The following is an 18,687-nucleotide window of genomic DNA, read 5'->3' on the forward strand; positions in this document are numbered from 1 at the left end:
CGCACGTTGGGCCGTCGTCACGCAGCCTGTTCGCTACAGGCGGTACATAAAGTTAAAGACGTCCTCGCGCTGGATGGACACGTTGACGCCCGAAAGCTCGCCGGCCTCGGCCAGGGCCTTCTGCAGCTCGGCGAAGTCGAGCTTGGACTCGGCGGTGTCGGCCAGCATGGTCATGGTGAAGATGTCCTCGATAATGGACTGCGTAATGTCGCGGATGTCGACATTGGCTTCGCCCAGGACGCGGGTGACGCCGGCGACAATGCCGGGGCGGTTCTTGCCAAGGACGGTGATGACGATACGGGAGGACGAGATCTCGGCCATGGGAAACCCTTTCGCGTGTTGGCGGCGCGCGGCGGCGCTCCGCTACGGTACAGTGTTCATCATTGTACCTGTCCCGTGCAAAAAGGGGCACCTTTGCTGCGGCGTTACACGTCTGCAACATGGAGCGCTTGTCTCGTAGGGTGTATTTTTGGCACTCTTGACAGCTCGGGCGGCTCTGTTGGCGCCGCGATCGGGCAGATTCGCCTGTGCGCTCCGGCGTAAAGACCGTGAACCTTTTGTGGGACGCTCGACGCCGTGGTAACATAGCCGAGTTTGTTGTCTTGGTCGGAAACCAAGACGCCTTATGCGCTGATCGGTAACCAGCGCCTGACCAATAAGGAGTCCTACCATGAAGCAGGGTATCCATCCCCAGTATGTCGAGTGCACGGTGACGTGCTCCTGCGGCAACACCTTCAAGACGCACGCTACCGTGTCCGAGATGAGGGTCGAGCTTTGCAACGAGTGCCACCCGTTCTACACCGGCCAGCAGAAGTTCGTCGACACCGGTGGACGCGTCCAGCGCTTCGCCGACAAGTTCGGTGGCGCCGCTGCCGCCCAGCTCAAGAAGGCCGAGGAGGCCAAGGCTGCCAAGGCCGCCAAGGCTGCTGAGGCCGAGGCCGCTCGCAAGGCCGCCGCTGAGGCTAAGGCTGCCGAGAAGGCCAAGCGTGCCGCTAAGTTTGCCGAGGAGGCTGCCAAGCAGGCCGCCGAGGCTCCCGCAGAGGCTCCCGTCGAGGAGGCCGCTGCCGAGGCCGAGACCACCGAGGCTGCTGAGTAAATAGCTCGCCGAGGAATCGCTCGCATTCATGGCAAAAGGGCCGTGCATCCAATTGGGTGCACGGCCCTTTTCTTATCGACGCAAAGTAGCACGCCCTCTTTGTACCGAACGGTGGGGATTTTTGGTTTGCCCAGATAAAACCTGCCAAAATAAACCTGTCCCTTTTTGGCAGGTAACCGATAGGAGGCTACGTGGACACATCGACGTCCTTGGGCAATCGCGAGCTCGCGGTGGCAAAGAAGCGTGCGCTCGATGCTGCCTATTTTAGGAAGGGTATCGCTGTCGCGGCTCTTTCGAGCTGCATGTATGCGCTGTACACGGCCTTTGTTACCGCCGGTCAGCTCTTTGGCGTTTGGGCCGGTTGGTTCGATGCATTTGCTCCCTCCGGCCTTTTGGCGGTATTCATCTTGCCCACAATCGCCTCGGGCGTCAATGACGTGCTGAGTGCCGTCTGGGCCACGTTTTTCACTGCCGGTCAGGGCAAACTCGCCGACCTAGGCCGCTGCATCGCCTCAAAGCCCGGCGTCATCGTTATCGCCGCCGCCTTCATTGGCGGGCCCATCGCTTCTGCCGCCTACGTTATCGCGCTTTCGCAGGCAGGCACGCTTGCCGTGCCCATCGCCGCGCTCAACCCCGCGATCGGTGCGGTGCTCGCCCGCGTGCTCTACCGACAGCCGCTTAGCCCCCGTGTCGTCACCGGCATCGTTGCCTGCGTGGTCGCCGGCGCTATGATCGGTAGCGCCGGCCTGAGCGGGCAGGCATCTTCCGGCATGCCGCTTGGCTTGGGCCTGGCGCTGTTAGCCGCCCTGTGCTGGGGCGTCGAGGGATGCGTGGGCGGCCGCGCCACCTGCATGATCGATCCTCAGATCGCCATCAACATTCGTCAGCTTGTCTCGGGGGTCGGCAACCTGTGCTTGGTACTGCCGGTCCTAACCTTGGCATGCGGAGAGCCCCTTGGTCAGAGTTACGTCCTTGTCGCCCAAGCGCTCACCGACAAATCCTCCGTCGCGTTTTTCGCCTGCTCCGGTTTTGCTGCCTACTTTTCGTTTATGAGCTGGTATCGCGCCAACTCCATGTGCGGCACGGCGCTGGGCATGGCCATCAACGGCACCTATACCTTTACAGCGCCGCTGTTTACGTGGATTATCGTCGGCCTGGTCTTGGGCTTTGACGGCTACGCGCTTCCGTCCGTCGCATGGGTGGCGGCCGTCGTCAACCTCGTCGGCATTTGCCTGATCGCCGTGAATCCCCTCGACATGGTTAAAAAGGACGGTGATCGGGATGCTTCCGCTTAACTATGCCATGCTCGATTATTTTGTTTGCCATGACGAGGCTTGCGTCGACGATGTGATGGCCGATCTCGCGGCCGAGTATGCATCGTTTGCCGCCTTTGCAAGGCCGCGCATGCAGGAGGCGCTCATGACCGCGCACAAGAATGGCCTGATTGACGAGGCGCGCTTTGATTTGGATGCCGAAGGCGAGCTTCGCGTCTACTATCGGGCGAGCGCCGAGCAGCGCAAAGTTATCGGCGCCTATCTGGGCCGTAGCCACTAAAATAAAACGTCCCTTTTTGGCAGGTCGGTCGTAGTTATTACGTGGGGGATGAGGTCGAGCGTATAGCGTGCGTCCCGTTTGGCTAAAGTACAACTATCTGTGTTTAACTCGCCCAGTGCAGTGCGCTACGGGCGATGGCCAAAAAAGGAAAACCACATGGGATTCATGTCAAAGCTGCTGTCCTTTGGATCCGATAAGGACCTTAAGCGCTACTACAAGATCGTTGACCAGATCAACGGGCTTGAGCCTCAGTTTGAGAAGATGACCGAGGAGGAGCTTCGCGGCCAGACCGATAAGTTCCGCGAGCGTTATGCTAACGGCGAGTCGCTTGACGACATGCTCCCCGAGGCCTTTGCCACCGTGCGCGAGGCTTCAAAGCGCATCACGGGCATGCGTCACTTTGACGTACAGCTCATCGGCGCCATGGCGCTGCACGAGGGTCATATTGCCGAGATGAAGACCGGCGAAGGCAAGACGCTCGTCTCCACCCTGGCCGGCTATCTTAACGCCATCGCCGGCAAGGGCGTGCATGTCGTTACCGTCAACGACTACCTGGCAAAGCGCGACTCCGAGTGGATGGGCCGCATCTACAAGTATTTGGGTATGACCGTCGGCCTGCTGCAGAACAACATGCCGCTCGAGCTTAAGCGCCCGGCCTACCAGGCCGATGTCACCTACGGCACCAACTCCGAGTTTGGCTTTGACTACCTGCGTGACAACATGGTCACCCGCCCCGAGCAGCGCGTCCAGCGCGGCCACAGCTACGCTATCGTCGACGAGGTCGACTCCATCCTGATCGACGAGGCCAGGACCCCGCTGATCATCTCGGGCGCCGGCACCAAGTCGGCCAGCACCTACAAGGACTTCGCGCGCGCCGTGCGCGGGCTGGAGCGCGGCGAGGACGTGTCGCACGATATGCTCACCGCCACCGAGGACGTGGAGCCCACGGGCGACTACGTCATGGACGAGGCCAAGCACACCATTGCCGCCACCGAGCGCGGCCTCAAGAAGATCGAGCGCCGCCTGGGTATCGAGGACATCTACGCCGACCTTTCGGGCCAGCTGGTCAACCACCTGCAGCAGGCGTTGAAGGCCCAATACATGTTCCACCGCGACAAGCAGTACGTCGTTACCAACGGCGAGGTCAAGATTGTCGATGAGTTCACCGGCCGCATCATGGAGGGCCGCCGCTACTCCGAGGGCTTGCACCAGGCCATCGAGGCCAAAGAGGGCGTGCTCGTGCGCGAGGAAAACCAGACCCTTGCCACCATCACCCTGCAGAACTACTTCCGTCTGTATGACAAGCTCTCCGGCATGACCGGTACGGCACTCACCGAGGATGCCGAGTTCCGCGAGATCTACAAGCTGCCCGTCGAGGTCATCCCCTCCAACAAGCCCGTGAAGCGTGTCGATCACGAGGACCTGGTGTACCGCACCATCCAGGCCAAGTACAACGCCGTTGCCAATGATGTCGAGCAGCGTCATGCCAAGGGCCAGCCGGTCCTGGTCGGCACCGTCTCCATCGAAAGCTCCGAGAAGCTGTCGGCCGCCCTTACCAAGCGCGGCATCGCGCACGAGGTCCTCAACGCAAAGCACCACGAGCGCGAGGCTCATATCGTTGCCCAGGCCGGACGCTACGGCGCCGTGACCATCGCCACCAACATGGCCGGTCGTGGTACGGACATCTTGCTGGGCGGCAACCCCGACGAGCTGGTGCGCGAGCGCCTGGAGTACGAGGGCCTGACCATGGAGGACGTGACGCCCGAGCAGCTCGAGCAGTTTAACGCCGAGGCCAAGGAGACCTGCAAGGCCGAGCGCGAGCGCGTGCTTGCGGCCGGCGGTCTGACCGTCATCGGCACCGAGCGCCATGAGTCCCGCCGTATCGACAATCAGCTGCGTGGCCGTTCTGGCCGTCAGGGCGATCCGGGCGAGACCCAGTTCTACCTGTCGCTCGAGGACGATCTGATGCGCCTGTTCGGTGGCGACAAGATGGACCGCGTCTCCAAGATGATGGTCACGGCAGAAATGGGCGACGACATGCCCATCCAGCACAAGATCATCTCCAAGGCCGTCGAGAGCGCCCAGCACAAGGTCGAGAGCATCAACTTCTCCATGCGCAAGAGCGTTCTTGAGTACGACGACGTGATGAACAAGCAGCGCCAGGTTATCTACGCCGAGCGCAACAAGATTCTGGACGGTAAGGACCTGACCGACCACATCACCGAGGTCATGCACGACACCGTGTACCGCTGCGTGCAGGAGTTTTGCACTAAGGACAGCCACGACGGCGAGCGTGACCTCGATGGCCTGCGCAAGTGGGTCGTGGAGCTGACCGGCCATATCGATACGCCCAAGTTCCCCGACGAGGATTACGAGGCCCTTGCTGCCGATGTCCTAGCCTACGTCGAGAAGTGCTACAACATGAAGGCCGAGCGCCTGGGCGAGGACCTCATGCGCGAGCTCAATACTCAGGTTATGTTGCGCGTCATCGATACCCGCTGGATGAACTACCTGCAGGAGATGGACTACCTCAAGACCGGTATCGGCCTGCGCGGCTTTGGTCAGCGCGACCCGCTGGTCGAGTACAAGACTGAGGCCTATGGTGCCTTCCAGATGCTCGTTGACACCATGTATGAGGATTACCTGCGCACCGTCCTGCGCATCGAGATCAAGGCCGCCCCGCGTGCCGTCGAGCACAAGGAAGAGCCCGCGCTCGAGGGTGCGCGCTTCTCCGGCCCCGCCGACGTCGATGGCGACAACGGCAACTCGGTCCTGCGCAAGGAGGCACGGGCACAGGCTCGCACGGCCGTCCAGGGCGGACCGGCAGCTGTCAACAACGGCGCTAAGGTGACCACCTACCGCAAGTCCGAGAGCGACGACCCGTATGTCAACGTGGGTCGCAACGAACCGTGCCCTTGCGGCAGCGGCAAGAAGTTCAAGTACTGCCACGGCAGGAATCGTTAATGGCCGAGGCTTTAGAGGTAACGCCCGCCGAGCTGGACAAGTTTGCGGACCGGCTCGGCGAGGTTGAGTCGTATCTTCATTTGGACGAGAAGCGCACCCACGTGACCGAGCTTGAGGCCAAGAGCGTCGCTCCCGGCTTTTGGGACGACGCCGATGCCGCTCGCGCCACGATGGAAGAGATTGCGCGCGCCAAGGAGGATATCGCCGCCGTGGATACCGCGCGCGGCGAGCTCTCCGATGCCCGCGCGGCGCTGGAACTTGCCGAGGAAATGGGCGATGACCCCGATGCCGCTGCACTGCATGAGGAGGCTGCCGCCACGGCGGATCGTCTGGCGCGCGCCATCGATGAGCTCGAACTTTCGAGCTGGTTTACCGGCGAGTTCGATCACGGTGACGCGATTGTGACCATCAAGCCCGGACAGGGCGGCCTGGAGGCGCAGGACTGGACCTTCATGCTCTTTAAGATGTACATGAAGTACTGCCAGCGCCGCGGCTGGAAGGTCACCATCAACGATTGCCCCGCTGCCGAGGTCATTGGCATTGATCGCGCGACCTTTACCGTTGAGGGCAAGGATGCCTTCGGTATGCTTCGTGCCGAGGCCGGCGTTCACCGTTTGGTGCGCATTAGCCCCACTGATGACAAGAAGCGTCGACAGACTACGTTTGCCGGCGTCGAGGTCATTCCGGTGCTGCCCGACGATATCGATATCGAGATCAACCCCGACGATATCCGCGTCGACGTGTACCACGCAAGCGGCCCGGGCGGCCAGGGCGTCAACACTACCGACTCCGCCGTGCGCGTGACGCATTTTCCCAGCGGCATTGTAGTGACCTGCCAAAATGAGCGCAGCCAGATTCAGAACAAGGCCGCGTGTATGCAGATTCTCAAGGCCCGCCTGTACGAGATTGAGCTCGAGAAGCGCGCCGAGGCGCTCGACGAGATCCGCGGTCCCAAGACCACGATTGGCTTTGGCAACCAGATCCGCAGCTACGTGCTCTATCCGTATCAGATGGTCAAGGACCTGCGCTCGGGCGTGGAGACCAGCAACGTCGACGCCGTTCTCGACGATGGCGACTTGGATCCGTTTGTGATCGGCTACCATCGCTGGGCTACCGGCAATGCTGATGCGGAGTCTCCGTCCGCTTAAGCCCCGGGTGAGTCACGGACCGACACTAAACTCTGGACAGGGCGGTTTTATATCCAGAGCAAACCCGCCGCGGGGTGGTTTTTCCTTGGCGAATCGGTAGAATCAAATACGGTAAGAAGTTCAAAGCGCACCCAATGGGGTGCGCTTTTTTGAGGGGGGTAGCATGGCATATCGTCTGGATATTAAGCGCATTCTTTCAATGAACTTCTTCCACGATCTGCCCCAGATTATGCTTGGGTGCGCTTTGGCGGCCATCGCGACCGACCTGTTTTTGATTCCCAACGGTCTTGCCGCCGGTGGCGTTACGGGCCTTGCGACTATTATCCAGGCGGTCGGTGCCGCGCGGGGCGTGTCGCTGCCCGTCGGTATCCAAACCATCGTGATGAACGCCTTACTGTTGCTGGTCGTAATGCGCGAGGGCGGCATGTTCTATGTGGTACAGACGGCGACAGGCTTTGTGCTACTGGGCTTCTTTACCGACCTGTTTGCCCCGTTTGTAGCGCCTCTGGCAGATGCAGACCTGATGCTTCCCGCTATGTGGGGCGGCATTATCACGGGCATTGGTTACGGCATGGTGTTACGCGCCGGCGCCAACACCGGCGGCTCCGACACCATCGGCCAGATTATCTCGCGTAATACCTCGCTGCCGGTGGGTTCGACCGTCATGGCGATCGATGTCGCCGTATGCGCGGCATCGGCCCCCGTTTTCTCTCTAGAGAACGCGCTGTATGCAGGGCTTTCGATGGTGATTAGCGGCTATGTGATCGACGCTGTGGTCGATGGCGGCAACAAGCGCCGTATGGTGCTCATCATCTCGGAGAATTTCCCCGATATCGCGGCCGATATCATGTATGGTCTGGGTCGCGGTTGCACTAAATTTAAGGCGACCGGCATGTATTCGGGCGCGGAGAAGCCGGTGATTATGGTGATCGTTAGCCGCCGCGAGCTCAATACACTTAAGACCATCGTGCGTGAGCGCGATCCTCAAGCTATCGTGACGGTCGCCGACGTTACGGAAGCCTTCGGCGAGGGGTTCAAGGACATTAACGCGTAGGGCAGACTGCGCTCCATCCAAAAGACGTTCACATTGATAAACCGATTCATCAGCGGGTCTGCCAGCTAAATTATTCAAATAATGATAAAAACTCTGGTAAAGCCTTCAGTTTCCAGCATAATGAATGGCGCACGTGCATTGCGGCTGGGTTGGGATTACCTTCTGCGCCGTGCGCATCTTGTCTAAAGAGGATGAAAGGAAGGCACAATGAGCGACGAAGAGCTCAAAAAGGTTGCCAACGAGGTAAGGAAGGGCATCGTCACCGGCGTGCACGCTGCCAAGTCCGGCCATCCGGGCGGTTCGCTCGGCTCTGCCGACATCATGACTTATCTGTACTTTGAGGAAATGAATGTCGACCCGGCCGATCCTCGCAAGGCCGACCGCGACCGCTTTGTGCTCTCCAAGGGCCATTGCGCTCCGGGTCTGTACGCCGTGCTCGCCGAGCGCGGATTCTTCCCCAAGGAGGATCTCGAGACGCTGCGCCATATCGGCAGCCACCTGCAGGGCCACCCCAACATGAACGACACTCCGGGCGTCGACATGTCCACCGGCTCGCTGGGCCAGGGCATCTCCGCCGCCGTGGGCATGGCCGTCGCCGCCAAGCACTGGGGCGATACTTACCGCACGTACGCCCTGCTGGGCGACGGCGAGAGCGAGGAGGGCCAGGTCTGGGAGGCCGCCATGTTTGCCGGCAATCAGCAGCTCGACAACCTCTGCGTGATCGTTGACCACAACGGCCTGCAGATTGACGGTCCCGTCGAGGAGGTCAACGATCCCATGCCGCTCGCCGACAAGTTCCGCGCCTTTAAGTTCCACGTGGTGGAGCTCGCCGACGGCAACGACTTCGGTCAGATTCGCGCCGCCTTTGCCGAGGCTCGCGCCACTAAGGGTCAGCCTACCGCCATTATCGCCGAGACCATGAAGGGCAAGGGCGTTTCCTTTATGGAGAACCAGGTTGGTTGGCACGGCAAGGCCCCCAACGATGAACAGTTTGAGCAGGCCATGGCAGAGCTCACGGCCGCCGGAGAGGAGCTCTAGGATGGCAGACGTCAAGAAAATCGCCACGCGCGTAAGCTACGGCGAGGCCCTCGTTGAGCTCGCTGCCGAGCACGACGACTTTGTGGTCCTCGACGCCGACCTGGCCGCCGCCACGCAGACCGGTAAGTTTAAGGCCGCCTGCCCCGACCGCTTCTTTGACGTGGGCATTGCCGAGAGCAACCTGATGGGTGTCGCCGCCGGTATCGCGACCACCGGTCGTACTGCCTTCGCGAGCACCTTTGCCATGTTTGCCGCCGGTCGCGCTTTTGAGCAGGTCCGTAACTCCATCGGCTATCCGCACCTCAACGTCAAGATCGGCGCCACGCACGCCGGTATTTCGGTGGGCGAGGACGGTGCCACGCACCAGTGCTGCGAGGATATCGCCCTTATGCGTGTTATCCCTGGCATGACCGTGATTGTCCCGGCCGACGACGTGGAGGCCCGCGCCGTGGTCCGCGCCGCCTACGAGTGCGACGGCCCCGTGTACATGCGCTTTGCCCGTTTGGCCTCGCCGGTCATCAACGACCCCGAGACCTACAAGTTCGAGCTGGGCCGCGGCATCGTCATGCGTGAGGGCGCCGATGTGACCATCATCGCCTGCGGCCTGATGGTTGGCGAGGCTCTCGAGGCTGCCGAGCAGCTCGCTGCCGAGGGCATCGACGCCGAGGTCATCAACATGCACACCATTAAGCCCATCGACGCCGATCTGATCGTCAAGAGCGCCGCCAAGACCGGCCACGTCGTGACCGTCGAGGAGCACTCCGTGATCGGTGGCCTGGGCAGCGCCGTTGCCGACGTGCTCTGCGCTCAGTGCCCGACGCCGCTCAAGAAGATTGGCGTCAACGATACCTTTGGCGAGTCCGGTCCGGGCGCCGAGCTCCTGCACAAGTACGGCCTGGATGCCGCCAACATCGTGGCAACCACCAAGGAGTTCTTGGCCTAGGGCAAGACGAGGCAAAGTATCGCTTCAGCAACCGTAAGCAAGCCACAACAGGGGCGCCCCCAAAGAGGGCGCCCCTGTTTTTGTCGGTAACAAACAAATCAGGCCCGCACCAAGCAAGGGCTTCCTCCGGGAAGCGGGCCCAGGCCAGCAAAGTGCAACTCAGCCCTTCCAACTTTGTATATGCAGCACCCCAAGAAAAACGCGGCGACTCCTTAGTAGCCGCAGGCCGCGCACAGGGCTAGCTCCCAAATCATTCCGCAGGACGGAGGAGTCCCCGCAGCGCGAAGCGCGCAGCGGGGACTCCGACATGTCCGAGGACGATTTGGGAGCTAGCCCTGTGCGCGGCCGGTGAGACCAAAACCCTGCCATGCTTCTTATGTGCAGTGAAGCTAATGCTGCTAAAATACAAAGCGCTCATGTAGTTTAAACGCACGATGATAAGGAGCACCAGTGGGTAACCACTTCCGTACCTCCGGTGCGGGCGATGAGGCCCCCAAGACACGGCAAGGTGTCCCGGGCACACGTTTCGCCACTCCGGATTCAGAGGGCCAGCATATTGCCCAGGCCCCCGCACAACCGGCAGATCAGGCACGGCCGGTATCCGATCCCTTTGCCTACAATCCCACCAGCGATGCCGAGCTTTCCGCCGCTGCGGGCTTTGAGCCCGTCCAAAAGGTGACTGCTCGCGTGAACCAGCCTCAGACGTCAGCCGAGCCTCAGCCGACCATGGCGGGCATTCCCGATCCCATGGCTCCTGCTACGCCCGCGCCGCAGCCGGCGCAGTCCGGCCTCTTTGCCGGCATTCCCGATCCTACGCAGCCCGCTGCGCCCATGGTCGAGAATGATCAGGCTGCCGAGGTCGCAAGTCTTGACAACGCGCTCAACAACCCCGATTTTACGTCGGTGTTCGCGCCTATCGATCCGCAGGCAAGTCGCAAGAAGATGGCCAAGCAGGCCGGTGTCGAGCCCGTCATTCTGATGGAGCATGTCACCAAGATCTACCCGGCACAGCCCAACAAGCCCGCACTCGACGACATCAACATCGAGATCTATCCGGGTGAGTTCGTCTTCTTGGTCGGTCATTCCGGATCGGGTAAGACCACGCTGCTTTCCACGCTCAACCGTGATGTCAGGCCTACGAGCGGTCGCATTTTGGTCGCCGGTCAGGATCTCATGAAAATCAAGAACCGCAAGGTTCCCTTCCTGCGCCGCCAGATTGGCGCCGTGTTCCAGGACTTTAAGCTTCTGCCGCAAAAGACCGCCTATGAAAACGTGGCGTTTGCCCTGCAGTGCATAGGCAAGCCCAAGGGCGTCATTCGCAGCCAGGTGCCCGAGGTGCTGCGTCTGGTCGGTTTGGCCGATCAGATGGACTCGCTGCCCGATCAGCTTTCCGGCGGCGAGCAACAGCGCGTGGCCGTCGCCCGCGCCATGGTCAACCGTCCGCCGCTGCTGATTTGTGACGAGCCAACGGGCAACCTCGACCCGGCAATTTCGCTCGGCATCATGAAGCTGCTCGAGCGCATTAACCGCACCGGCACGACCGTGATCGTGGCTACCCACGATCGCGAGATGGTCGATAGTATGCATCGTCGCGTGATCGCCCTCGAGGGCGGCCACGTAATCCGCGACCAGGAGAGGGGAGGTTACGGCAACTATGGCACCAACTAACGTGGGCTATTCGCTCAAAGAGGCAATGAGCCACTTCTTCCGTAACTGGACCACCTCGCTCGGCGCCGTCATCACGATTTTTCTTTCGCTGTTTATCATCGGCCTGTTCATCATGGGTTCCGCGATGCTGAACTCCGTGATCGGCACCGTTGAGGACCAGGTTGTTATCAACGCGTTTATTAGCGATGACGCCGACCAGGCCGACGTCCAGGCTTTCGAGAGTGAGCTCAAGACGTGGAACAACGTTAAGTCCGTGACCTATAAGGACAAGGACGACGCGCTGGCCGAGTACACGAGCAAGATGTCGGGTAACGCCGACGCCACTCTGAGCGCACTTGATGGCCAGAATCCGCTGCCTGCTTCGTTCGCGATCGAGATGGACGATCCGTCCCAGGTCGAGAGCACGGCCAAGAAGCTCAAGAAGAACTCCGATTTCCAGAAGATCGCGGATGACGGTGACGTCGATGCGAGCGTTCTGTACGGTCAGGAGGAAGTGAGCCGCCTGTTCCAGGTGACGAACTACATCCGCATCGCTGCCGTTGTGCTTGTTGGTTTGCTGACGTTTATCGCGTTCATCTTTATCAACAACACGATTCGCCTGTCGATTACGGCTCGCCGCCGCGAGATTGCTATCATGCGCCTGGTGGGCGCCAGCAATGGCTTTATTCGCGGTCCGTTTATCACCGAGGGCGTGCTGCAGGCCGTTTTGGGCTCGCTGCTTTCCATCGGTGTTTTGGAGCTGCTTCGCAACCTGTTGGTTCCGCGTCTTCAGGAGAGCATTGGCTGGATGTCGTTTGCGCTGCCGATGCAATACTACCTGGTGACGTATGCCGCACTGATCCTGGTCGGCGTGATCATCGGTCTCTTTGGTTCCGCCATTGCCATGCGTCGCTACCTGCGCGTGTAGACACAGCTGGAATTAGTTTTGCTAACGGGCCGTCCCGCTCTGGGGCGGCCCGTTTTTTGATCCCGTGCGACGGAGGAAAAGGACTCACTGGCAGTTCGGCTTGTCTCGATAATTCGATTTTCTCCGTCACATAGGGATCATGACGCGAGGTGCGTGCCCTGTTGTTGATTGGGTAGACTCTTTGATGCGTGCGGTTTAGGCCTGCACGGTGTTTTGACATGATGCGGTTGCGCCTGCGGGCCCCGCAACAGATAGTAAGGAGGCGCCATGGGGCGCAATAACAAACATAAGCGTAGCGCTCGCAACAAGCGCGCGCCGGTGCGTAGCGAGCGGCGTCCCAGCCTGACGGGCCGCGTGCAGCTCCATGAGCATAGCGCCTATGTTGTCACCGATAATGGCGACTATAAGGTTATGGGTCGCGGCAAGCGCGAGATTATGGACGGCGACATCGTGGCCGTGAGCATTAAGACCGGACCGCGCGGCGATCGCCGTGCCGTGATCGAGGGCGTTGTCGAGCGCGCGGCCATAAGCGTGGTGGGCACGTATCAGACGGCAGGCCCGCTCGGTGTGATCGAGCCGCTTGATTCGCGTCTCAAGGCCGATTTCTTTATGTTGCCCGAGGATACTTCGGCGGAGCGTTTGGGCGTGCATCCGGGCGATGCAGTCGTCGCACGCATCTTGACCTATCCGACACGATTGGAATCGGGCACCGTGACTCTTGAGCGCCGCATTGGCGGCGACGATGCACCCGACTTGGGCGTTCAATATGTCATGGCTCGTTACGGCTATACCGATAGTTATCCCGAGACCGCCCTTGCCGAGGCCGAGGAGCTATCGCTCGACGTGGCGACAGCTCTTAAGGACCCACTTCGCCGTGATCTGCGCGACCGTTTTATCATCACGATCGATCCGGTCGACGCGCGCGACTTTGACGACGCCATCTCTTTGGAGCGCACGACGCAGGGCGGCTACAAGCTGGGTGTCCATATCGCCGATGTATCGCATTATGTGGCCTGGGATGGACACATCGACCTAGAGGCTCGCCATCGCACGACGTCGGTGTACCTTGCCGATCGCGTGCTTCCCATGTTGCCCGAGCGCCTGTCGAATGACCTGTGTTCCTTGCGCCCCGACGAGGATCGCCTGGCGTTTACCGTCGACATCGAGCTCGATGCGCAGGGGCACGTCCGCCACTACGATCCGTATCCTAGCGTGATTCGCTCGCGCGTGCGCATGGACTATGACGGTGCCGAGGCACTGCTGGTGCGTGCCGGTGCGGTTGAGTACTCCGTGTTGGAAGGTGCCGCCGAGGATGTTGCTGCAGCCGAGGCGTCGCGCGAGGAGGCGCTTGAGCGCGGTTTGACTTGCGAAGAGACTGCCCGCGACTACGACGTGGATCTGAGCGATTTCCTAGTCGCTGCCAACGAGCTTGCCGAGCGACGCCGTCGCATTCGCCGTGCGCGCGGCTCGGTCGACTTTGACACGGCGGAGATTCGCGCTTTGCTGGACGAGGACGGCATTCCCGTGCAGATCGTGGCCCGCGAGCGCTCGTGTGCCACGTCGCTCATCGAGGAAGCTATGCTGCTTGCCAACGAGTGCGTTGCCGAGTGGCTGGCAGACCGCGATATTGAGGCATGCTATCGCGTGCATGAGGATCCCAGCCCTGACAGCTTGCACGGGGCCGCTGTGGCGCTGGCGCAGCTGGGTATCATCGACGATCGCCGCGCGGCCGGCATTGCCCTGGGAAGTCCCGATGAGCTGCAGGCGGCGGTTGACGCTGCCGCTGGCACGGCAAATGCCCCGCTTGTCAACACGTTGCTATTGCGCAGTATGCAGCGCGCGCTGTACAAGCCGCGCAACGAGGGCCACTTTGCGCTCGCCGCGCCGTGCTACTGCCACTTTACGAGCCCTATCCGACGCTATCCGGACCTTGTTGTCCATCGCGTGCTCAAATTGCAGCTGGCGTATGAGCAGCTGGGCGGCAAGGATGCCTTGGCGCGCACGCCGCGGCTGATCGGCAAGGGTCGCGAGTCGCTGCCGCGCATCTTGCCGCAGATTTGCCGTGCATGCAGCGATGCCGAGCGTGCGGCCGACGCTGCCAGCCATGCGACGCAAAAGATCAAGATCGCCCAGTATTACGAGGATCGTCTGGGCGAGCGCTACGCCGGAACCATTTCGTGGGTCAGCAGCATGGGCCTCTTTGTGCGCCTCGACCTGACACAGGTCGAGGGCTTGGTCTCGATTAAGAGCTTGGGAAGCGAGTGGTTCGAGTTTGACGAGGACGCGCTCACGTTGACGGGTGCCGACACGGGGCGCCGTTTTGAGTTGGGGCAACGCGTGATCATCGAGGTCTCGCGCGTCAACACGACCCGCGGGCACTTGGACTTTAAGCTCATCCATTAGTTTGGCCAGAAAAAACTTGGTTGGCGACCGGGTGCATAAGATTTTTGTTCCCGGCAGGCACTTCGACATTATTGACCTGGGTTTCGATGCTGCGGGCGATGTCACCGCTATCGTGCTGGTGCTGCTGGTGGCCGCGTTGGCGCGTTATGCCACTCGTCCCATCGGCGCCCATGCAAGACGTGTCTGGATACCCAAGATACTACCGGCATCGTTGGATACTCTTTATGGCAACCGGTTACAATGTCAACTGTCGATACGCGCCATCGACGCTTCGGCGCTTACCCAGACATGCGTCTTTACGAAGAGGAGATTCCTGTGGCAGTGCTATTTGTTGAGTATCCCAAGTGCTCTACCTGTAAAAAGGCTAAGGCATGGCTGGATGAGCACGGGGTTGAGTATATCGATCGCGATATCGTAGCGGATAACCCAACAGCCGAGGAGCTTTCCGCGTGGGTTGCGCGGTCGGGATTGCCGGTGCGACGCTTCTTTAACTCGTCGGGCATGAAATATCGAGAGCTTGGTCTGAAAGCGCGCCTGGATGCGGGTATGACGGACCAGGAATGCTGCGAGCTGCTGGCGACTGACGGCATGCTGGTTAAGCGCCCGCTGCTGGTGGGCGACGACTTTGCGATCCCCGGCTTTAGGGAAGCGGCTTGGACCGAGGCGTTGCTGTAGCGACTGCGGGGAAGCTGTATCCCGTTTTGGATGCCGATTTTGGGATACAGTTTTCGCTGACAGGCTTGCTCCGGTCAGTTTTTGAACCGCGGCCACCCGTGTGGGCCGAAGAGCTATGCGTGCTTGTCGAAGTATCACTTCGCTATCCTTTGTCCATAAGGGGCAGATGTGTCGCTTCACAGGTCCTTCACGGGTTGGCTAAAATCAGGCCAATTTTAAAAAAGTCAAAATTGGGGCTTGCGTCACGGCGAGACTTCCCGTATATTTCTTTCTTGCGCAAAGGCACAGCCGAGCGCAGCGATGCAATCATTGGGATGTCGTCTAATGGCAGGACAGCGGATTCTGGTTCCGTCAATGGGGGTTCGACTCCCTCCATCCCAGCCATTGCATTTGCTACATATGGCCCGTTCGTCTAGCGGTTTAGGACGCCGCCCTCTCAAGGCGGAGATCACCAGTTCGAATCTGGTACGGGCTACCACAAATTGAATGCCCGGGCCTCGCAAGAGACCCGGGTTTTGTGTATACACCGCATGTGTGGAATGAGCCGCGTTTCACCTGGACCGAGGAGTTGCCATGGACCTGCCCATCAGCCTACAAGACATTACGTATGCCGAGAATTACCTGGCGCAGGGAGACCTGGCCACGGCGACGCCGCTGCTGGAGCGTTTGGTGGAGCTCGCCGAGGAGTATATCGATGCCGAGTGCAAAACGGAGGAGAACCGCCAGTACTTTAGCTTCGATAGCAAGTTTGAGCGCCTGGCCTACCGCCGCGTGGAAAAGGATCCACGCGAGCTGGTGCAGGTCGAGGTGCCGTTTGACCGCCTGTACTCCGACATGGCGTTTGCCTACATCCGTCAGCAGGATTATGTGAGCGCCCGCAATGCCTTGATGCAGGCCGTGCGCTGGGACCCCATGAACTGCAACTACCGACTGGATCTGGCCGAGCTGTTCCGTGCGCTCGAGGACAAGCAGGAGTGGGCTTCGCTTTCGTTTTCGGTGCTGGAGCGTGCGAGTGACGGCAGGTGCGCCGCCCGCGCCTACGCCAACTTGGGCCAGTACTTTTTGGAGCCCGAGACCGAGAACGTCTCGGCGGCCGTGGGTTGCGCACGTCTGGCGCTGCGCTTGGCCCCTGGCGATTCACATACGACGCGCTTGCTCAGCAAGATCCATGCCACCTATCCGGATGCCGTCGACGAGAGTGATGAGCATGTGATGGGCGAGCTGGCGTTGCAGGGCGTACCGACCTCGCCTTCGGCCGAGATTGCCATTTGTCTGATTATGTGTGCGACCGACGCTGCGGGCGACGGTGACAAGCAGGAGGCTACACGCCTGACGGTCCGTGCCCGCGACCTGGTGGGCGAGGAGGCATGCGCGGCGATCATTAAGCTGGTGCGCGAAAGCGATGCCGAGCTCAACGCCGAGCGCAAGGCCAAACGCGAGGCCGCGAGCGGGAAAGCCGATGACGCCGAGGAGGCCGGCGATGCCCAGTAAGCGCGAGCGCAAGCTCATCTCCAAGAATCGTTCGGCGCATCACGAATACTTTATCGACGAGACATTCGAATGCGGCATTGAGCTGAGCGGTACCGAGGTCAAGTCGATTCGCGAGCGCGCCTGTCAGATTACCGATACTTTTGCGCTGATTCGCGGCGGCGAGTGCTGGCTGGTGGGTTTGCACATCCATCCCTATAGTCACGGTGGCGTGTGGAACCGTGATCCCGATCGCCGGCGCCGTCTGCTGCTGCATCGCAAGGAGATTGATTTTCTTGACGGCAAACTACGCAACCGCGGCTATGCACTGGTGCCGCTCGAGCTCTACTTTAATACCGATGGTCGCGTTAAGCTGCTGTTGGGCCTGGGCCGTGGCAAAAAGCTCTACGACAAACGCGAGGACATGGCCAAACGTGACGTTCAGCGCGAAATCGATCGCGCGCTTAAGGAGCGTAATCGCTAAGGGTTGATATCCGGGCGGGCGGGGATGTTCATCCATCACTGTTGTCGTACTCCCGGTCTGCTCCTCGCAAGTTGCGGTGGAATAGTTCCTGTTTGTTGGGTATCCAGGCTTAAACAGGGACTTTTTCACCGCAACTGTGTGTGGCTCATTTTTCTTACCGTTCTGACACATATGTCTCATTGTGGGTATATACGTCTGCAAGGCTCAATTCCGAGTTAGGGGAGTGATCGTTTTGGATAAAACTGCGTTCTTTACGATGCCGTGCGGGCTGTATGTGGTGAGTGCCGCGGCAGATGGGTCGCGCGCCGGCTGCATTATCAACACCGCGGTGCAGGTGACGTCCACGCCGCCGCGCATTTCGGTTGCCGTGAACAAGGAAAATGTCACGTCTGGCGTTATCTCGTCTGCCAAGGCCTTTGCGCTGACCGTGATCGATCAGACGGCCGATATGCCCTACATTGGTAACTTTGGATTCCGTACCAGCAGCAACTATAACAAATTTGCCAAGTACGAGACGCGCGAGACCGCACTGGGCATGCCCTATGTTCCCGAGCATGCGGCGGCCTTGTTTAGCTGCCGTTTGATCGACACAGTGGATGTGGGCACGCATCTACTGTTTATCGGTGAGGTCGAGGATGCCGAGCGCCTGAGCGACGAGACGCCGCTCACCTACGATTACTACCATAAGGTCCTGAAGGGCAAGACGCCGCCCAAGGCGTCTTCGTACCAAGGGTAGAAATGCGGTAAAACCGCTTGCATTATATTATTAAGAATGTATACTAATAAGCAAAGTACACCAGCAGCCACGTTCGAGAGGAGAACATCATGGCCGAGGAAAAGAAGACGTATAAGTTCGTGTGCACCGTTTGCGGTTACGAGGTAGAGGTCGACACGCCCGAGCTGCCCGAGGATTACGTGTGCCCGGTGTGTGGCGTCGGTCCCGATCAGTTTGAGCTCGTCGAGGAGTAGCTCGTAGACACACGACTTGCAGCAACATATAGCTCTGTCCAAGGGCCCCGGTCGGATATCCCGGCCGGGGCTCTTTTCCTCCGTCCCCAAGGGATCACGGCTGCTATTAGCCGATCCTGTCTGTTGTGAGTCCGGCCGACCTTTTGTCTTAACCTGCAACATCTAACGGCTCAAAACGGGTCTTCCTGTTACAGAACGAGACAAACCAAAACCATCATTCTCAAAATCTCAATCTATAACATTTAGGCACGTAAACCCCCTCTACTTGTTACAGATCGAGACAAAAGGTTGGGGCTGAAGAAATATCTCGATCTGTA

Annotated in this window: 17 protein-coding genes and 2 tRNA genes; 18 read left to right on the forward strand and 1 reads right to left on the reverse strand. The window is 60.1% G+C overall.

The window, feature by feature from the left end; translation table 11 throughout:
• Window positions 1-33: 33 nt before the first annotated feature.
• Window positions 34-321, reverse strand: a complete 288-nt coding sequence (locus ACTQWD_RS02580) for an ACT domain-containing protein (RefSeq protein WP_006235289.1) — start codon at window positions 319-321, stop codon at window positions 34-36.
• Window positions 322-670: 349 nt separating this feature from the next.
• On the opposite strand from ACTQWD_RS02580, the gene rpmE reads away from it, so the two are divergent.
• From rpmE to ACTQWD_RS02670, 18 genes are all read left to right on the forward strand, one after another.
• Complete coding sequence (gene rpmE / locus ACTQWD_RS02585) at window positions 671-1,096, forward strand: 50S ribosomal protein L31 (RefSeq protein WP_154516018.1); 426 nt, start codon at window positions 671-673, stop codon at window positions 1,094-1,096.
• A gap of 191 nt (window positions 1,097-1,287) precedes the next feature.
• Window positions 1,288-2,391, forward strand: a complete 1,104-nt coding sequence (locus ACTQWD_RS02590) for a hypothetical protein (protein ID WP_441056904.1) — start codon at window positions 1,288-1,290, stop codon at window positions 2,389-2,391.
• A complete protein-coding gene (locus ACTQWD_RS02595; RefSeq protein ID WP_441048323.1) occupies window positions 2,378-2,650 on the forward strand; it encodes a hypothetical protein in 273 nt (90 codons plus the stop codon). Before ACTQWD_RS02590 ends, ACTQWD_RS02595 begins: the two co-directional genes overlap by 14 nt.
• A 156-nt stretch (window positions 2,651-2,806) precedes the next feature.
• Window positions 2,807-5,614, forward strand: coding sequence for a preprotein translocase subunit SecA (gene secA / locus ACTQWD_RS02600; protein WP_441056906.1), 2,808 nt, complete (start codon window positions 2,807-2,809; stop codon window positions 5,612-5,614).
• Complete coding sequence (prfB, locus tag ACTQWD_RS02605; protein WP_441056908.1) at window positions 5,614-6,762, forward strand: peptide chain release factor 2; 1,149 nt, start codon at window positions 5,614-5,616, stop codon at window positions 6,760-6,762. Before secA ends, prfB begins: the two co-directional genes overlap by 1 nt.
• A 163-nt stretch (window positions 6,763-6,925) precedes the next feature.
• Window positions 6,926-7,816, forward strand: coding sequence for a YitT family protein (locus tag ACTQWD_RS02610; RefSeq protein WP_427717738.1), 891 nt, complete (start codon window positions 6,926-6,928; stop codon window positions 7,814-7,816).
• 207 nt (window positions 7,817-8,023) lie between these two features.
• Window positions 8,024-8,854: a transketolase gene (locus ACTQWD_RS02615; protein WP_154516003.1), complete on the forward strand. Its 831-nt coding sequence runs from the start codon at window positions 8,024-8,026 to the stop codon at window positions 8,852-8,854.
• 1 nt (window position 8,855) lies between these two features.
• Complete coding sequence (locus ACTQWD_RS02620; RefSeq protein WP_154516000.1) at window positions 8,856-9,797, forward strand: transketolase family protein; 942 nt, start codon at window positions 8,856-8,858, stop codon at window positions 9,795-9,797.
• 450 nt (window positions 9,798-10,247) lie between these two features.
• Window positions 10,248-11,465 (forward strand): cell division ATP-binding protein FtsE, encoded by a 1,218-nt coding sequence (ftsE, locus tag ACTQWD_RS02625; protein ID WP_441014996.1) that lies wholly within the window; start codon window positions 10,248-10,250, stop codon window positions 11,463-11,465.
• A complete protein-coding gene (gene ftsX, locus ACTQWD_RS02630) occupies window positions 11,452-12,372 on the forward strand; it encodes a permease-like cell division protein FtsX (RefSeq protein ID WP_154515997.1) in 921 nt (306 codons plus the stop codon). The genes ftsE and ftsX overlap by 14 nt, the downstream gene beginning before the upstream one ends.
• A gap of 267 nt (window positions 12,373-12,639) precedes the next feature.
• Window positions 12,640-14,775: a ribonuclease R family protein gene (locus ACTQWD_RS02635; protein WP_441559180.1), complete on the forward strand. Its 2,136-nt coding sequence runs from the start codon at window positions 12,640-12,642 to the stop codon at window positions 14,773-14,775.
• Window positions 14,776-15,090: 315 nt separating this feature from the next.
• Window positions 15,091-15,450 carry an arsenate reductase family protein gene (locus ACTQWD_RS02640; protein WP_427727422.1) on the forward strand — a complete coding sequence of 120 codons (360 nt, stop codon included), beginning with the start codon at window positions 15,091-15,093 and terminating at the stop codon, window positions 15,448-15,450.
• A gap of 310 nt (window positions 15,451-15,760) precedes the next feature.
• Window positions 15,761-15,834, forward strand: a tRNA-Gln gene (locus ACTQWD_RS02645).
• A 17-nt stretch (window positions 15,835-15,851) separates the two neighbouring features.
• Window positions 15,852-15,928: transfer RNA gene (locus ACTQWD_RS02650), tRNA-Glu, on the forward strand.
• Window positions 15,929-16,023: 95 nt separating this feature from the next.
• Entirely contained in the window at window positions 16,024-16,941 is a 918-nt protein-coding gene (locus tag ACTQWD_RS02655; RefSeq protein ID WP_441559181.1) for a hypothetical protein, read from the forward strand.
• Window positions 16,931-17,401 carry an SsrA-binding protein SmpB gene (gene smpB, locus ACTQWD_RS02660; RefSeq protein ID WP_006235325.1) on the forward strand — a complete coding sequence of 157 codons (471 nt, stop codon included), beginning with the start codon at window positions 16,931-16,933 and terminating at the stop codon, window positions 17,399-17,401. Before ACTQWD_RS02655 ends, smpB begins: the two co-directional genes overlap by 11 nt.
• A gap of 232 nt (window positions 17,402-17,633) precedes the next feature.
• Window positions 17,634-18,137, forward strand: a complete 504-nt coding sequence (locus ACTQWD_RS02665) for a flavin reductase family protein (protein WP_441559182.1) — start codon at window positions 17,634-17,636, stop codon at window positions 18,135-18,137.
• Between the two features lie 89 nt (window positions 18,138-18,226).
• The gene (locus ACTQWD_RS02670) at window positions 18,227-18,370 is read left to right on the forward strand and encodes a rubredoxin-like domain-containing protein (protein WP_035137395.1); all 144 of its coding nucleotides are present in this window, start codon (window positions 18,227-18,229) and stop codon (window positions 18,368-18,370) included.
• The last annotated feature ends 317 nt before the right edge of the window (window positions 18,371-18,687 follow it).

The sequence above is a fragment of the Collinsella sp. LCP19S3_B6 genome (assembly GCF_052121815.1).
Taxonomy (GTDB): Bacteria; Actinomycetota; Coriobacteriia; order Coriobacteriales; family Coriobacteriaceae; genus Collinsella.

Excerpts from the sequence above, each read along its gene's own strand:
- ACTQWD_RS02580 (WP_006235289.1), bottom strand. The coding sequence starts at position 321 with ATGGCCGAGATCTCGTCCTCCCGTATCGTCATCACCGTCCTTGGCAAG.
- rpmE (WP_154516018.1), top strand. The coding sequence starts at position 671 with ATGAAGCAGGGTATCCATCCCCAGTATGTCGAGTGCACGGTGACGTGC.
- ACTQWD_RS02595 (WP_441048323.1), top strand. The coding sequence starts at position 2,378 with ATGCTTCCGCTTAACTATGCCATGCTCGATTATTTTGTTTGCCATGAC.
- secA (WP_441056906.1), top strand. The coding sequence starts at position 2,807 with ATGGGATTCATGTCAAAGCTGCTGTCCTTTGGATCCGATAAGGACCTT.
- prfB (WP_441056908.1), top strand. The coding sequence starts at position 5,614 with ATGGCCGAGGCTTTAGAGGTAACGCCCGCCGAGCTGGACAAGTTTGCG.
- ACTQWD_RS02610 (WP_427717738.1), top strand. The coding sequence starts at position 6,926 with ATGGCATATCGTCTGGATATTAAGCGCATTCTTTCAATGAACTTCTTC.
- ACTQWD_RS02615 (WP_154516003.1), top strand. The coding sequence starts at position 8,024 with ATGAGCGACGAAGAGCTCAAAAAGGTTGCCAACGAGGTAAGGAAGGGC.
- ACTQWD_RS02620 (WP_154516000.1), top strand. The coding sequence starts at position 8,856 with ATGGCAGACGTCAAGAAAATCGCCACGCGCGTAAGCTACGGCGAGGCC.
- ftsX (WP_154515997.1), top strand. The coding sequence starts at position 11,452 with ATGGCACCAACTAACGTGGGCTATTCGCTCAAAGAGGCAATGAGCCAC.
- ACTQWD_RS02635 (WP_441559180.1), top strand. The coding sequence starts at position 12,640 with ATGGGGCGCAATAACAAACATAAGCGTAGCGCTCGCAACAAGCGCGCG.
- ACTQWD_RS02655 (WP_441559181.1), top strand. The coding sequence starts at position 16,024 with ATGGACCTGCCCATCAGCCTACAAGACATTACGTATGCCGAGAATTAC.
- smpB (WP_006235325.1), top strand. The coding sequence starts at position 16,931 with ATGCCCAGTAAGCGCGAGCGCAAGCTCATCTCCAAGAATCGTTCGGCG.
- ACTQWD_RS02670 (WP_035137395.1), top strand. The coding sequence starts at position 18,227 with ATGGCCGAGGAAAAGAAGACGTATAAGTTCGTGTGCACCGTTTGCGGT.